Origin of the sequence: Aeromicrobium sp. Leaf272 (assembly GCF_001422865.1) — a bacterium.
In the GTDB taxonomy this organism is placed as follows: domain Bacteria; phylum Actinomycetota; class Actinomycetes; order Propionibacteriales; family Nocardioidaceae; genus Aeromicrobium.
In genome coordinates this window covers 266884-267125 of the sequence record NZ_LMMY01000014.1, presented here as the reverse complement: position 1 = coordinate 267125, position 242 = coordinate 266884, and positions in this window count along the sequence as shown.

Genomic DNA, 242 nt, shown 5'->3' with positions numbered 1-242 from the left:
GTTCTGGGCTGGGTGTTCCGGGTGGTGGTCGTGCTGCCGCCGGTCGCTCGTGACGCCGACCCGACGGTGTCCTCGCATGAAAAAACCCTCCGGCCAATGATGGCGTACGGAGGGTGACGCGAGACGGCGGGTCGTCGCGTCAGACATCTACTACGAGCAGCATGGCGTGCACCGTCCCAGTCTCGCCCTCGCCCGGGGCGTGGTCAAGTACTGAGACGCGACGTACCAGCATCCGGACTGGT